Source organism: Chitinophaga sp. S165 (assembly GCF_003182155.1).
Classification (GTDB): domain Bacteria; phylum Bacteroidota; class Bacteroidia; order Chitinophagales; family Chitinophagaceae; genus Chitinophaga.
On record NZ_QGTG01000005.1, the window covers coordinates 212229 to 229120 of the forward strand.

The following is a 16892-nucleotide window of genomic DNA, read 5'->3' on the forward strand; positions in this document are numbered from 1 at the left end:
CAGTTATTGGATGCTGTTTGATAACCATAGCTGGATGTAATAAATATCTTGACAAATCGCCTGATAGTACCTGGACAGAATTGAATACTCCCACCAAAGTATCACAGTTGTTAGGTACTGCTTATCCACAGGCTAACTATATAGTTTTCGCAGAAGCGATGACAGATAATGTTGAAGATAAGGGAGGAGGTGTTACCGACAGGACAAACCTGGACCCTTATTTCTTTAACGATGTATCTGCTACCGAACAGGATTCTCCTGAGTATTACTGGCAGGCTTGTTATACTGCTATCGCTGCTGCGAATAATGCGCTGAAGGCATGTGAAACTGCTCCCGATAAGAGCCGCTACACCGCGCAGAAAGGGGAGGCGCTTGTAGCCAGGGCCTATGCACATTTTATGCTGGTGACCTTTTTCTCGAAGTTCTATGATGCAACGACCGCTTCCAGCGATCCGGGTATCCCTTATGTAACAGAACCGGAGAAGGTAGTGATGAAACAATACGAGCGCAAAACAGTTGCTTATACCTACGATATGATAGAGAAAGATCTGCTGGCTGGTATGCAGCTGATCAGTGATGAGAATTATGATGTGCCCCGCTATCATTTCAACAAGTCGGCCACTTATGCATTTGCCACACGCTTCTACCTTTTTAAGAAAGATTATCAGAAGGTATTGGAATATGCTAACCAGACATTCCCTAACAATGACCTGGCAAGCAATATGCGCCCGTGGAATACCACCTATAAAACTATGACCCCGGCAGTGATCTGGGATACTTATGCCAAAGCATCTGAGAAAGCGAACCTTCTGCTGGTGGAAACCCAATCGCTGTATGGCCGTTATGTGGCACAGTTCAGATACGGACTTACTTATAACATTCAGCAGGAAATACTGGGCAGCAATGTAACCGGTGGCGCCTTTGCTTATCCGCTGTACTACTATGGTACCAGAGACTACTTTGTTCCAAAACTGACAGAATATTTCGTAAAGGCATCTGTAAATGCGACCATCGGTGATCCCTATGTAATGGTGCCGCTGTTCACTACGGAAGAAGTGCTGTTCAACAGGGCAGAGGCCAATGCTTATCTGGGTAATAACAATGATGTACTGGCGGACCTGAACCTGTTTGCAAGCAAGCGTATCACCAACTACAATGTTGCCACGCACCGTATTACCACAACTAAGATCAGAAGTTATTACGGTATCCAGGATGTGACCAGTGGTTTGTTGCAGACGATCATTGATTTTAAACGCGCGGAGTTTGTACAGGAAGGACATCGCTGGTTCGATCTGCAACGGTACAAACAGCCTGTAACACATTATACCGACAAAGGAGACAGGATGGTGCTGGAAGCAGGTGATAAACGCCGCGTACTGCAGATCCCTGTATCGGCAACTACTTCCGGTATAGCATTGAATCCCCGATAATCTCAACCCTTACAAAAAGAACTTACAAATATGAAACGTATAAAAATATTCTTCTTCCTGTTTGCAGCAGTGGTATTCGCTGCCTGTTCAAAAGAAGACGATCTCAGTGGTGTGCAAGACATCCCGGGCCTGGGTGGCGATACCTGGGTTCCGGGATCTTTAGATGCCTGGTTGCACGATACAATGACCGTTCCCTACAATATTGAGGTGAAATACAAATGGGACCAGTTTGAATTTGATGTGACCAAAACATTGGTGCCGCCAAGAGAGGAAGTCGTGATACCTGCTATCATGGCTATCAAGAAAGTGTGGATAGATAATTATATCAATGCGGCCGATGAAATTTTCTTTAAAAAATACTGCCCTAAATTCTTTATCCTGTCGGGCAGCGCCGAATGGAACGATAACGGTACCATCACACTTGGTACTGCTGAAGGCGGACGTAAAGTAGTAATGTATCTGCTGAACGATTTCCGTACAAAAACGATGCCCGGATACACGATGAGAGATACGGGAAATGTGAAACAGATCTTTCATGTTATTGAACATGAATTCGGCCATATCCTCCATCAGACAAAGATGTACCCTCCTGAGTTTAAAAAGATCTGTGCCGGATACTACACTGGTAACTGGAATAATATCCTTGATTCTGAAGCACGTCAGGACGGCTTTGTGACAGCCTATGCCATGTCTAATGAAAACGAAGATTTTGTTGAGATGATTGCTATGATGCTGATAGAAGGAAAGGCTGGTTTTGACAGGATCGTGAATAGTATTCCTGAAGGATTCAGTGTAAACGGTAGTTCTCAGGCGCAGGCAAAAGAGCGGTTAAGACAGAAGGAAGCGATGGTGGTAAGTTATTTCAAAGCGTCTTACAACATTGATTTCTACAGTCTGCAGGATAACACCAGAAAATCTATTGTACAACTGTTGTACTAAGGCTTTATCAACCAGATCAATTTCGAACTCCTTATGAGAAAAAATCTATCATTATATTTTTTACTGATTATCGTTACAATTGCTTCCTGCCGGAAGTACGACGATGTTTTTGATGAATCTCCGGACACCAGGATCAATGAAACGCTGGCAGCATATAATGATGCGTTGACGGGTGCACCCTATGGCTGGAAAGGACTTGTATATCCTTCCGGTTTGCCAAATACGGCATTCGGTTTCTATTTCAAATTTGATACGGCCAACAGGGTCGATATGTTTTCAGACTTTGACTCGCTCTCGTCCGTTAATGTACGGCAGAGCAGTTTCCGTTTGAAGTCCTTACAGCAGCCATGCCTGTTGTTTGATACCTATTCCTATATCCATGTGTTATGTGATCCTGATGCCAGCAAGAACGGCGGATATTATGGAAAAGGGTTGTTCTCTGATTTTGAATTTGCCATAGAAGGTATTTATGGCGATACCATAAAACTTACAGGACGCCTGAATGGTAGTAAGGCCATTCTCGTCAAAGCTACCTCACAGGAGGCACAGGATTATTACGATAAAAAACGGAACTGGGAGTTCAATAATATATCCCGGTTCCTTACCTATTTCAAACAACTGACCGTGAGTAGCAAAAAGTATGACGTGTATGTTGACCGGCTGTATCGCCAGATCAGCTTTGTGCGCCCCGATGGTGATGACGAAAAGGCCATTAACGTCAGCTACTATTTCGACGGAACTGGTATTGCATTCTCCAGCCCTTTTAATGACGATGGACTTAGCTTCTCTGCATTGACAGATATTAAATGGGACGCATCCGGACAGAAGATGACGTTGAAGGCCGGCGATGCTGCAGCTACGATCACGGGCGTGATTAAACCTCTGATGATAGATCTGAACGCCGGACAGCGTTGGTATAACCAGGCATTGCAAACTGGCGCTTTCTGGAGATCTACAGAAGGTTTCCACGTCAATGGAATAGATGATGCTTACGACGTGAATCGTATTGCAGGTTTCAATTTTATGTTCTATTACCCCAATTATGGTGAAGGCTATGACTTTGCAGGTATAGTACCCGACCAGTTTGCCTTTGGTCCGGCCTTTAAGCCCTCTTTCAGGACTAATGGCACTACTGCCTTTGTTTATCCCGGCGGAGGATTCGGGGAAATACCGGAAGCAGCAGCAGCTACTATGGCGCAGATCACAGCCAAATACCAGGAAAGCGAAGGGTTCTATTTCGTGCAGACAAGCAGTACTTCCTATGACATGGTGAATGCAAGAGATGCCCGTACGTGGATCAGCTGGCAACAGTAATACCATCACCCTATCATTCATCCAAGAAAGAAATATTTAAAATAAACAGCCATGAAAAAACAGCCTGTTCCTGTATTATACAAGGCTTCTTTATACCTGGTCATATTGTTGTTATCCGTACTGCGCCTCTCCGCCCAGGTCGATATCACGATCGGGTTGAACAACGGCGCCAACTCCAGCAATGCATATCCCTGTCCCTTACAGGATTTCTATGAAGGCTCCAGGGCGCAGTATCTGTACCGGGCAAGTGAACTGATAGCTGCAGGGATGCAGCCAGGGTTCATTAACGCGGTGAAGTTTACTGTCAATAATGTAAACGGCACCGATATTGTCGAAGCGTATACGATCAAGATCGCATCTACCACAAAGGCAACCCTGGATGCTAATGCATGGGAGCCTGTGGGAAATGCCGTATTCGGACCGGTAGATTACCAACCGGTTGTTGGTGTGAACAGCTTTGCATTACTGCCAACCTTCTTCTGGAATGGCACAGATAACCTGCTGGTGGAAGTATGTAACGGAGGTAATGACTTTACATCGAACCCCAGTGTAAGATGGACGACAGGACTGAGTTTTAATGGCTCTCATACCTTCAGGTCAGATGGACTGGGCAATCTGTGTGGTACCAATAGTACAAGCAATTTTGGTACCATGACCACCCGTCCTGACATTATATTGAATTATACGCCTGCTGCTGCCTGTACAGGTGTACCGGTGGCCGGTACTACTGTTACTACTGCCAATGCGGTATGTGTGGGTAACAGTTTTACATTAAGTCTTACGGGAAACACAGCTGCTACCGGACTGACTTACCAGTGGCAATCTTCACCTGATAATGCAACCTGGACAGATATTCAGGGTGCTAACACCGCCTTCCTGAACAGGACACAGACGGCAAGCACTTATTACCGTTGCGTAGTTACGTGTACCGGCTCTGGTAGCAGCGCTAACTCTACCGCTATACAGGTAGCCAGTCCTACACTTATAAGCGGTTGGTTCACCATTGATAAAAATTCCCCTGCCGGTAACGGTAACTTTACTTCCTTCAATGCAGCATATGATTTCATCAAATGCGGTATCGACGGTCCAGTGGTATTTAACGTAGCGCCAGGCAGTGGCGTATATGATGAACAACTCATCATCACGCCTGTAGGTGGTGCTTCTGCTACCAATACGATCACCTTCAATGGTAGTGGACAGACCATCACTTATCTCCCCACTACGCAGAACCAGTCCGCAGTGATCAAACTGAATGGTGCAGACTATTTTACATTTAATAATCTCCGGATAGTTCCGCAGGGGACGACATCCGCTCAATGGGGCTTTGGTGTACAGCTGATCAATGACGCTGACTTTAACACGATCGACAGTTGCGTGATCCCTATACAACAAACACTCACTTCTTCTTCCTATGCGGGTATCGTAGTCAGTAGTTCTGACACGGACCCTATTGGCAGGGGAGCTGCCAGTTGTGATGACAATACGTTCAGCTATAATACCATCACAGGCGGTTACTACGGCATTACGCTGGTAGGTAACGCTTCAGTGGCGAACCAGCGGAATAAGGTACTCAATAACAACATCACGGAGTTTTATTCAAGAGGTGTGTACTTACATGGAGCGTTTAACGCTGTGATAAAGAATAATACTTTCAACAGGCCGACGAGAGCGAACGTAGCTGCTTTTACCGCCATCAGCCTCACAGACCTGAATACGAAAGTGATACTGGACGGTAACCGCATCAGTAATCCTTATGGTGGTGCCCTGACAAATACCGGTTCTTTCTATGGTATCCTGTTAGAAAATGTGGACGCGATATCGAGCCTGGAAAATGAACTGATCAACAACCTGGTCTACGGTCTGAATGGTAATGGTATCCGTTATGGTATTTACAATAACGGGTCCAGCAATGTGAGGATCTATCATAATACCATCTCTATGGATGGTACTTCTACTACCAATACTGCTTCTTCAAGGATAGCGGGTTATATGCAAACATCTTCTGCTGCAGGCGTAGAGTTTATTAATAACATCATTACGCTGACAGCGACGTCGAATATCTCGCAATATGGTATCTACTTCAATAGTGCCTATCCTACCAGTGATGTGATCTCTGATAAGAATGATATTTTTATCAGTCCGCTGGCTGCAAATAAGTTTACAGGTTTCTATGAAAAGAACCAGCCAACACTGGCAGAATGGCAAACATCCAGCCAACAGGATGCAGGTTCTTTTGCAACAAACCCTTTCTACCAGGCTATAGCTGGCGGTAACTACTCTGCCACAAGCGCCACACTGAATGACAGAGGTGCTGTAGTAAATGTGGGTATTGATATCAACAATGCTGTACGTAATACAAGTGCGCCCGATCTGGGAGCATATGAATTTACGCCGCCTCCGTGCGTAACACCGCCTACTGGTGGTACGGCGCAGGTGAGCAAGCCGATAGTGTGTGCCGGTAATGAGGTGATATTAAGCCTGACAGGCAATACGCTTGGTTTATCGCAGACCTACCAATGGCAATATTCTACTACTGCTACCGGTCCTTATACAGATCTCGGAGCAGCAGGCGACTATGCCGATACGACAATCGTGGCGACGGCTACGCTCTACTACAGGGCGGCACTAACCTGCGGTGTCAATACAAGCTACTCGGCTCCGGTATTACTGACAGTGAACAACGCATTGCCAGGTAATACCTATACTATCGACAAGAACGCGCTTCCAAGTGCTACAAACTTTGTGAGCTTTAATGCCGCCAAAGACGCAATGATGTGCGGTATTGCTGGTCCGGTGATATTCGATGTAGTTGCAGGCCGTAGTACTTATGAAGAGCAGCTCATACTGGATTCCATTCCAGGTACATCCGCGATCAATACGATCACTTTCAGAGGTAATGGTAATACCATTCACTATAGTGGTGATAACGCAACAGAAAGAGCGGTGATCAAACTGCGTAAAGCGGATCATATCACATTTGATAGCCTTAAAATTGATGCTACCGGTACGGGTGATTATGGTTATGGCGTACAGTTGTTCAATCATGCAGACAGCAACACCATTACAAGATGTGAGATCCTGGTGTCATTAGATGCTACCAGCGCTTCCTACAATGGTATCGTAGTTAGTTCTTCTGATCAGGATGTTGATAACACAGGTGGTAACAACTGGTGTGACAGTAATACATTCACCAACAATAAAATTTCAGGTGGTTACTACGGTATTTCCCTGACAGGTATCACCAATAGTGCTATCAAAAATAATGTGATCGCTAAGAACAAGGTAGTGGATTACTACGCCGCCGGTATCAAAGTGAGATACAGCAGCAATGCCCTGATAGCAGAGAATATAGTAGATCGTCCAACCCGTCAGGATGGCGATTGGACCGTATATGGTATTTCTATCGGCGGACGTGCTGATGCGCTTAAGATCGCCCGTAACAAAATATCCGATGGTAAACCACAGGCCGACGATTATACCTACTATGGTATCGCAATTGACAACGTCGCCGTAAGCGATACCAAGCCGGATACAGTAGTGAACAACATCGTGTATAACCTGAACAGCACAGGTACCCGCAATGGTATCTATGTGAACTGGTCAGACAATATCGTAGTAACACACAATACTGTATCTATAGACCGTGAGGGTGGTAGTGTTACCTGGACAGGAACTTCAGGCGCCTATATTAACTTCAGCGACAATATTAAATTCACCAACAACAATATCACAGTCACCAGTACAGGAACAGGATTGAAATATGGAATCTCTATCTCCGGTGGAACTGTGACCCACCAGAATAATAACTACTTCGTTAAAGCCGGCGGTACTGATAACTACATCGGCGATTTCAATGGAGACCGCAGAACACTGGCTGAATGGAAAACTGCTACCGGACAGGATACATCAGCTACAGATTTTGATCCTATCTATACAGACCTCGCGGGAGGTAACCTGTCGCCATTGTTCTATAAGATGGATAACACAGGTACACCTGAAGGTGTGGCCATCGATATACTTGGTAAACCAAGAAGTGCGACCACTCCGGATGTGGGTGCCTACGAAATAAGCATGCCGCTTTGCCAGACGCCTATTAATGCAGGTAAAGCAGTTGTAGATCCATCTACAGGTATCTGTATGGGTACTATGATCTCACTTGACCTGATAGATAATACGACAGCTGGTAAACTGACCTACCAATGGCAGGGTTCTTATTCAGCAACAGGTCCGTGGGTGAATATCAGTGATACTGCTTACATTCCTGCACTGAAAACTGAACTGGGCGCCAACAATTACTTCCGTTGCCAGCTGGTATGTAGCAATACCGACACAGCCTGGTCTGTAGTGGCATCTGTGAATATGAACCAGCCGCTGGTGAAAGGTCTGTACACTATTAACCCTGCGGGTTCGGGCAGCAGGAATTTTGTTTCCTTTAAAGCCGCAGTAGCCGCTATGGAATGTGGTATTGCCGGTGAAGTGATCTTTGATGTGGTACCAGGTACTTATACAGAACAGGTATACATGCATAAGATCCCTGGTGCGTCAGATACCAGCCGTGTAACCTTCCGTAGTCAGAACGGTAACCCTGCTTCAGTTATCCTGACTTTTGCCGGTACTGCTACTGATAATTATGTACTGAAACTTGATAGCGCGAGCTATATTACTTATAAGAATATCACCATCACTGCCAGCGATGCAACAAACGGACGTGCAGTCGTATTTGCAGGTAACGCTGCCAAAGACAGCTTACTGACCAACACGATCAATGTTCCTGCAGTTACAATAGACAATACCGATGCGGTGGGTGTGTTTGCTGAAGACTTCAGAGGTGGTAACATCGCCATTATCGGCAACAAGATCAGAAACGGTGCAAGTGGTATCCACTTCTCCGGGCCTTCAGATGTAGAGCAGGTGCGTGGCCTGGTGATTGACAGCAATAACGTGAGCGGTGCATATACCAGTGGTATCAATATTGCGAACGTTACCCGTCCGGCTGTAACAAAGAATACCGTTGAAATTAAAGATCCATTGGCTACTGCCGCTTATGGTATTCTAATTACACATGGTGATACTGCCTACAGGGTTACCAACAATACCGTTACCATTAGCAATACAAGTGGTTCGGCCTGGGGTATCTCTCTCGAAGATTGTAAAGCTTCAGCTGCGGCTACTGGTTTGGTTGAAGCCAACAAGATACTGGCAGTAACAGGTAATACTGGTATGATCTGGGGATTGTCAAACAATGCATCTGACTACAATACCACTGTGAACAACGTGATCAGCGTGAATACGTCAGGAGCAGTAGCCTATGGCCTGTACAGCAACCAGGGTAATAATATCAACTACTACAATAACTCCGTATACAATGCGTCCACAGCTGTAGGTACAAATGTGGCCGGATATTTCTCTCATACAGACCCTACAGAAGGTAATGTGAAATTGCGTAACAACATCTTTACAAATGAAGGTGGTGGTGTGGCTGCAGAATTTGTATTCAGCGACTTTATCAACAGCGATTACAATACTTACTATACAACAGGTACAGTACTGATCTCAAGAAGCGGTACAGGTGACGATTATGATAACCTGGCTGACTGGATCAACGCTTCTGATCTTGATATCAGTTCAATTGTTCATAAGCCAGCTTTCGCTAACACCAACACGCTGGAACCAGCACTGACCAATCCTGATGTATGGGCTATTCATGGTCGTGGTGTACAGGTAACCGGAAATGATCATGATATTAATAGGAACCCAAGACCTGTTACTTTAACAGCAGGTGTGCCTGACATGGGTGCTTATGAATTCCTGCCTACGGCACAGCCAACTGTATTGCAGGCTATTCCTGCGGTACCGGCTCCGGGTATTACGCAGCAGTTCCTCTATGGTTCTGATACTGTAGCGAAGATCACCTGGGACCCTAACACGGCAGTACCTACAGGCATTACCCTGAAACGTTACTCCGGTGTGGTGCCTCCAAACCTGGCTGCGGGTACGCCATACATGTACTTCTATACAGATATTGACGTAACCGGCAGTGGTGCTTATAAATTCAACCTGGAACAGTTCTATGTAGACTCCTGGCTAGGCTATATGGACAGGGAAAAGAACATCCGCCTGGGCAGAACAAATGCTGCCAATAACTGGATCATCAATGACAGCAGTACGGTAGATGTAGCGAACAATATCATTGCAGATACAGCCTTACAATATCTCGACAAATTCACCGGTTTAAGAGGCAACCTGATATTCGAACAGGACGGTCCTGCCGGTGCAGATACTTCTAATATCGGCACCCGTTTCTGGGTAGCTTATGGTCATGACAGATCTTTCATGACAGACAATGATCAGAACCTGGCGCTTTATCTCGTAGCCGGACAGACCGACGCGCATGTTGTAGTGAAGGTGAATGGTACAGCATGGGGCAAAGACTACCTGGTGCCTGCCAATACAGCGCTGACTACCGACATGATACCTAAATCTGGTTTAAGTGATGCCCGTCTGACCGGCGAAGGTCTGTCTCCTTTCGGTATCAGCATTGAAAGTGACGCACCGATAGCAGCATATGCACATCAGTACAGCTGGGGCACAGCCGCTGCTACACTGTTGATGCCGGTAGGTACATACGGATATGAATACCGTCCGATGACAGCCCGCCAGGTTGCTGACGCAAATTCCTTCTCCTGGTTCTATATTATCGCCGACAATGACAGCACCGCAGTAGAGATCACGCCATCACAGGCAACCAATGGTGGACATGCAGCAGGTCAGCCATTTACCGTAACACTGAACAGAGGTGAAGTGTACCAGGTATTAGGCGCAATGAAAGATCAGACTGAAGGCAATGACCTTTCCGGTAGTATAGTACGCGCAGTACAGAACGCGAATGGTAAATGTTACCCTGTAGCCGTATTCTCCGGAAATAGTTACACTTCATTCGGTTGTGGTGGTTCCGGTGGCGGATTCGGTAATGATGGTGATAATGTGGTGCAGCAGAACCAGCCGGTACAGTCATGGGGTAAGACCTTCATGACAGCGCCATCTTCCGGTATGGCCGATCCGATACGCCTGATGACGAACATCTATCGCGTGCTGGTTAAAGACCCTGCAACAGTGGTGAAAAGAAATAATACACAATTACCGCTCAATACCCTGATCAATAATAGTTACTACGAGTTTGAAAGTAAAACAGCCGACTACATCCTAGCTGATAAGCCGGTCACTGTAGCGCAATACTTCACAAATGACGGTTCCTGTGCTAATCCGGGTGGTGGAGATGTGGATATGGTCTACCTCACACCAACAGAACAGGCAGTAAAGAAAGCAACCTTCTATCGTAACAATGAAGCTGCTGTAACTTATAACCTGGTGACACTTGTTATCCATAAGCAAGGTCTGAATTCCCTGCTGATTGATGGTACTAATACGTTCAGCTACTCTTATAATCATCCGAACAGGCCTGACTATGTAGTAATAGTGAAACGCTGGAATGGCGCGGACGGGCTGAGTACGATCAAGAGTGATTCTGCATTCACTGCTATAGCTTATGGTTTCGGAACTGATGTAAGCTATGCACATAATGTGGGCATGCATATAAGGAACCTGAACGTGCAGCCTGCATTGACAAACGTAAACAACGCAACAGGTAATAAGAATACTTACACCTGTGCTAAAACACCGTTCCGTCTCACAGCCCTGCTGCCAATGGTACCAGCTACGCTGACATGGCAACTGAGCCAGGTAGCTAATCTGACGCCTGCTGCAGATGTGTCAACTAATAATCCTGTTCCGGTAGATACGCTGGTCATTGATGGTCAGACTTACTACAAGTACGAAATCGCTACTGAATATACATTCACTGCTCCTGGTACTTATCAGATCCCGGTTAAGGTGACTAACCCTGATATCGCCAGCTGTGATAACAGTATCACTACTTATCTCAGTGTGAAAGTAATTGCTGCGCCGGTAGTAGACTTCTCTATCAGTTACAACGGATGTATCAGCGACATAGCAGTATTCAACGGAACGGCTGTTACTGAGAACAATGCAGCCATCAGCAAATGGGAATGGACGTTCGGCGATGGTACTACAGCAAATACCCGCAGTGTGACGAAGGAATACGAAGCTGCCGGTAGCTATACTGAAACATTACATGTAATTACGAAAGACGGTTGTGTGGGCGATACAGTGAAGACAGTTGAAGTGAACGAACCGACTGCCGCTACGCTTAATTCGGATACACTGAAGATCTGTGCACATACTGATGCCACATTCACTGTACAGAACCCTGACCCTGCTGCTGACTACAACTGGTACAACGCCGCGACAGGCGGTGCATTGATCAAAGCAGGTACTACACTCGAAATAAAAGACGCGGTTAGCCCTGCAGTATACTACGTAGAAACAACGAAAGGTGGTTGTGCAGGTCTGGCACGTACACCAGCAGTATTACTGGTATTACCACAGCTGGTTACCCCTGTACTCCGTGTAGATTCAATAGGAGTGGACCTGATCCGTTTCACCTGGAATGAAATAGCTGGTGCTACAGGATACCTGGTATCTCTTGACAACGGCACCACCTGGATCACGCCTTCTGCAGGTTCAGAAGCACTTGAGCATATAGTAAGCGGTCTTAAACCGCAGCAGTCAGTAACACTGCTGGTGAAAGCAACAGGTTGTGAAGAGAAAGTGTCCCAGCCAGCTACCGGTAAAACACTGCCAGACGGTGTATTTATCCCTTCAGGATTTTCACCGAACGGTGATGGATTGAACGATGTATGGCAGGTATACGGCGCGGTAGTGAGAGAGCTTCATTTCATGGTGTTCAACCAGTGGGGTGAGAAGATATTCGAATCCAATACGCAGAATATAGGATGGGATGGCAGCTACAAAGGCAAGGCCCAGCCTTCCGGAGTATACATCTACATCTGTAAACTGAAACTGGTTGATGGTACCTCGATAGAAAGAAAGGGTACACTCAACCTTCTCAGGTAGTATTAAAAATGGTTTTATGGAGAAATGGACATTATTATTATCCAGACAAATCTTTGCTCGCTATTGCACCCCGCCTTCCGGCGGGGGCACTGGCAGCAGGAGGTCGATCGGCAGTCTGATAGCTACACTGCTCATTCTGTTGACTTGTTTGCAAACCTATGGTCAGAATTTATCCAACAGAGGTAAAAGCTTCTGGGTGGGATACGGCCATCACCAGTTTATGGAGCCCAATAGAGGTAACTCGCAGGAAATGGTATTGTACCTGAGTGCCGAAGAACCCGCAAATGTAACCGTAACATTAGATGGCACTACCTGGACAAGAACATTCAGTATTCCTGCCAATACTGTTATAGCTACGGACCCGATCCCCAAGACAGGTACCTTCGATGCAAGATTGTATTCAGTACCGCCCACATTCGGTGGTACAGGAGGAGAGGGCCTCTTTACAAAAAAAGGAATTCATATCGTAAGTGATGTACCCATTGTAGCGTATGCGCACATCTATGGTTCCGCCTCTTCCGGTGCTACGATGCTGATGCCGGAAGAAACATGGGGCTACTATTATGTTTCATTGAACAGCCAGCAGGATTATGATTTCGACTGCTTCTCCTGGATGTTCGTTGTAGCAAAAGATAACAATACTGTTGTAGAGATCACCCCATCTGTATTGACCCGTAATGGTAAACCTGCAGGTGTTCCTTTCACGGTTACACTGAACAGAGGTGAGATCTACCAGGTGGTGGGTGCTTCCCTGGGTGGTAGTGCAGGCCGTGAAATGACAGGTACTACAGTAAGATCGATCGCTAACGCGAATGATACCTGTTTCCCGGTGGCAGTGTTCTCAGGAAGCAGCCGTACGGCTATCGCCTGCCAGGGCAATTTTGGGTCCAGTGGCGATAATAATATCCAGCAAGTCTTTCCATCGCAGGCATGGGGCAAGCGTTACCTCACAGCGCCTACTTCGACTGATAATAATCCGGCCAGTTTCATGACCAATCCGTATAAGGTTGTAGTGAAAGATCCTACTACTATTGTAAAACGCAACGGTCTGCAGCTAACCGGTTTGCAGAATAATTCTTTCTACGAATTTGAAAGTAATACACCGGATTATATAGAATCAGATAAGCCTATCCTGATCGCTCAATATATGGCATCTACCGGCGCTTGTCCCAATACAGGTGGTGATGGCGACCCTGAAATGGTTTATCTCAGTCCTGTAGAGCAATCCATTAAAAGGATCGGTTTCTACAGAAATAACAGAGAGAGTATCCGCGTGAATTATCTTACCCTGATCATTCCTAAAGAGGGGACCAGATCCCTTATGATCGATGGGCAGAGTAACGCGTGGTCTTCGTTGATAGATCATCCGAATAAACCCGGTTATGCCATTGTTATAAAAAGATGGAATTCCAATCAGGCGCAGGCTATCGTACAAAGTGACTCTGCGTTTACCGCCGTTACTTATGGTTTAGGCTCGGTGGAAAGCTATGGTTATAACGCCGGTACCCTCATCAATAACCTGAACGTCATTGGTGTTATTCACAATGAACAGGATACATCATCTTATAAGAATGATTTTACGTGTACACAAACTCCGGTGGAATTGTCAGTACTGTTGGCATACAAGCCAACAGAAATGCAATGGAATATCAGCAAGCTAGGAAATATGATAACGCCTAATGCTGATGTATCTCTTACCAATCCTTTACCTACCGGAGAGGAACTGGTGAACGGCGTACCGTATTATAAATATACTTTACCAGGCACTTATCTTTTTAGTACGATCGGCAAGTATGAAATACCGATCACCAATACACATCCAAGTATTGAAAAATGTGATCATAAAGAAGAAGTAAAGATCTATGTAGATGTTAAACGTAAGCCAACAGCCTCTTTTAAAACTGATTTCACCGGGTGTACAATGGATACTGTTTATTTTAAAGGCGACAGTAGCGGAAGCGGATATAATATTGACCGTTGGAAGTGGACCTTCCCGGGAGCGATACAGGACAGTGGTGCATTGGTGAGACGTAAGTTCGCGGTAGGTGTGCAGAATATCCAGCTGAGTGTGATCTCTAAAGAGGGATGTCTGGCAGATACTATCATTCCGATAACTGTAGTGGCAAAACCGGTAGCTGATTTTACTACAGCACCTGCTGCGCTTTGTGAAGGCGGAAGTGTTAGCCTGACAGACCAGTCCACTTATGGTGGTACAGCTCCGATGAAGAACTGGTACTGGAACTTTGGGAATGATACTACAGCTTCGCTGGATAAATCAACAACACAGACTGCGCATTATTCCAGGTTCGGTACATATACTGTTGCACATGTTGTAAAAATAAGTGAGCTGTGTGTGAGTGATACTGTGAAGAAGCAGATACAGGTCAATGCGAAACCAATATTAGGTTTCACATATCCAAATAATTGTCTGGAGGTAGACGGGCTTGTACAGTTTACCAGTACAACCACTGTGCCGGATGGACAGGCGATCAGCACTTATGCATGGAACTTTGGTGATGCAGGTGCTACACCGCAAAATCCGAATACTGCTACAATAGCTAATCCACAGCACAACTATACCACCTTCGGTGCTTATAATATCAAATATACTGTTACCACTGCCCAGGGTTGTTCTAAGGACACTACGGTGTCTGCCAATTTCAATCTGAAGCCACGTCTCACATTTACAGCAGCGTTACCGGCAGTATGTGTGAACGATAAGAGCATCATATCTGTAGCGAAAGGCAGTGTAACGAATGGCGTGCCTGGTACAGGTACCTACAAAGGTCCAGGCGTATCGGCTGCCGGTATTTTTAATCCGCTGACAGCAGGTGCAGGCACACATACTGTGTGGTATGTGTTTACTACTCAGAAAGGATGTATCGATTCCGTATCTGCTACTATTACCGTGAATCCGAAGCCACAACCTGCTTTCACCGCCAATGAGAATATTTGTCTTGGCGAAGCGGTGAACTTTGCAGATCAGTCCACCATTACAGCAGGTACTATTGCCACCTGGAAATGGTCCTTCGGAGACGGCACTAATGAAAACCGGACAGACAATGTTCCTTTTGACAAGACTTTCACTGTATGGAATACTTATAAAGTAAAACTGGTAACAGTAAGTAACAACGGCTGTATCAGTGACACTGCCACCAGAACAGTAGCGGTGCATGCTATACCTGTTACAGACTTTGCATTACCTGGAAGTATTTGTATGCCGGAAGGTATTGCCAGGTTCACTGACATGTCCACCGTTCCTGACAACGCCGGACTTACTTACCAGTGGGCATTTGGTGATGGAGGCGTATCAACGGTCGCTTCTCCTGCATATAGTTATAGCGCAGCTGGTGCTTACACTGTTTCACTGACAACTACCTCTGTGTATGGTTGTACATCAAGTAAGGAAAAACTACTCGATGCCTTCTTCGCACAGCCGCTGGCAGATTTCACTGTATCTCCCGATACGCTGTGCCAGGGTGCGGACAATGTCTTTACTGACAGAAGTGTAGATGCAGATAACAACATCGTATCGTGGGCATGGACCTTCGGTGATGGCAGTGGATCTACAGAACAGCATCCGGTGAAGCGTTACAGTCAGCCAGGTGATTATCCTGTACAACTGGTGGTAGCTAATGGAGCCGGTTGTGTATCTGTACCATTCACCAGCAATGTAGTGGTATATCTTCAGCCGGTTATCGATGCAGGGCAATCTTTCATCGTGACACAGGCCAGCTTAGTCACTTTCAATGCAACTGCCAACGATTCTACTGTATTGAAATTCCGCTGGACGCCACCCGATGGATTATCTGATCCTACGGCGCTGCGCCCAACGTTACAGGCAATGGAAGACCAGGTATATACACTGACTGCGATCGGAGAAGGCAGCTGTATAGCAACGGATGAACTGTCAGTGAAAGTCTTCAAACCCGTAAAAGTGCCGAACGCATTCTCTCCGAACGGCGATCAGATGAATGATAGGTGGGAACTGACTAACCTGTCTGACTATGCAGATTGCACAGTGGAAGTGTTCAACCGTTACGGACAGCGCGTGTACTATTCTGAAGGCTATCGTACACCGTGGGATGGTACTTATCAGGGCCGCTCATTACCACAGGCTACCTATTACTATATCATAAAACTAAAGAATGGATTCGCACCGCTAAGTGGGTATGTAGTCATTTTACAATAACAACCTCTAAAATATCGACCAAA

The 16892-nt window shown here is 45.9% G+C and carries 5 protein-coding genes; all 5 read left to right on the forward strand.

Annotated features, from left to right (window positions below):
* Positions 1-17 precede the first annotated feature (17 nt).
* Genes C7475_RS20285 through C7475_RS20305 form a run of 5 tightly spaced genes read left to right on the forward strand, consistent with a single transcriptional unit; the run spans position 18 to position 16869 of the window.
* Positions 18-1430, forward strand: a complete 1413-nt coding sequence (locus tag C7475_RS20285) for a RagB/SusD family nutrient uptake outer membrane protein (protein WP_370445435.1) — start codon at positions 18-20, stop codon at positions 1428-1430.
* 30 nt (positions 1431-1460) lie between these two features.
* Positions 1461-2369, forward strand: a complete 909-nt coding sequence (locus C7475_RS20290; protein ID WP_110055219.1) for a putative zinc-binding metallopeptidase — start codon at positions 1461-1463, stop codon at positions 2367-2369.
* A gap of 33 nt (positions 2370-2402) precedes the next feature.
* Entirely contained in the window at positions 2403-3683 is a 1281-nt protein-coding gene (locus C7475_RS20295) for a DUF4302 domain-containing protein (protein ID WP_110055220.1), read from the forward strand.
* Positions 3684-3734: 51 nt separating this feature from the next.
* Positions 3735-12677 carry a gliding motility-associated C-terminal domain-containing protein gene (locus tag C7475_RS20300; RefSeq protein WP_110055221.1) on the forward strand — a complete coding sequence of 2981 codons (8943 nt, stop codon included), beginning with the start codon at positions 3735-3737 and terminating at the stop codon, positions 12675-12677.
* Between the two features lie 16 nt (positions 12678-12693).
* The gene (locus C7475_RS20305) at positions 12694-16869 is read left to right on the forward strand and encodes a PKD domain-containing protein (protein WP_110055222.1); all 4176 of its coding nucleotides are present in this window, start codon (positions 12694-12696) and stop codon (positions 16867-16869) included.
* Positions 16870-16892: the final 23 nt, after the last annotated feature.

What these genes read in the sequence shown, in the direction of transcription:
- C7475_RS20290 (WP_110055219.1), top strand. Translation starts at nt 1,461, where the DNA reads ATGAAACGTATAAAAATATTCTTCTTCCTGTTTGCAGCAGTGGTATTC.
- C7475_RS20300 (WP_110055221.1), top strand. Translation starts at nt 3,735, where the DNA reads ATGAAAAAACAGCCTGTTCCTGTATTATACAAGGCTTCTTTATACCTG.
- C7475_RS20305 (WP_110055222.1), top strand. Translation starts at nt 12,694, where the DNA reads ATGGAGAAATGGACATTATTATTATCCAGACAAATCTTTGCTCGCTAT.
- C7475_RS20295 (WP_110055220.1), top strand. Translation starts at nt 2,403, where the DNA reads ATGAGAAAAAATCTATCATTATATTTTTTACTGATTATCGTTACAATT.